General features: G+C 50.7%; 1 pseudogene. It reads left to right on the top strand.

The features are described 5' to 3' along the window. Window positions 1-187: pseudogene (locus SB765_RS28155) on the top strand (TerC family protein); the annotation flags it as partial. Window positions 188-402 lie beyond the last annotated feature (215 nt).

The following is a 402-nucleotide window of genomic DNA, read 5'->3' as shown; positions in this document are numbered from 1 at the left end:
CATGGTGGGCAAGGTACCGGCGTTGCTGTCGTTGGGGGTGACGTTTGGGTTGTTGTTGGGTGGGGTGGTGGTGTCACTGGTCAAGACGCGGGGGGACAAAGCGACGGTGGAGGCAAAGTTGCAGCATCTTCCGCCTGAGAAAAGTGACGATGAGCAGAAGGAGAAAGACCCGCAATTGCGGGTCTGACTGACGCGCATCTCATACGTTCTAATGGACCATTGTCGCAGCAGGCATAAGTCAATTATCAAGAAACAAAAATTACTTCATTTTGGAAATTTCTATAACACAAGCTGCGAGCATCAGCCACCCAAAACCAATGATGATAAGCCATGCAGACACAGCCAGCCATCGCTTCAATTTTGGTGGGAAAACTTTTAGCTCGTCAGCATCGAGCTGGCCTC

The sequence above is a fragment of the Pseudomonas sp. SIMBA_067 genome (assembly GCF_046534675.1).
Taxonomy (GTDB): domain Bacteria; phylum Pseudomonadota; class Gammaproteobacteria; order Pseudomonadales; family Pseudomonadaceae; genus Aquipseudomonas; species Aquipseudomonas putida.
This window is presented reverse-complemented; position numbering and strand designations above follow the sequence as displayed.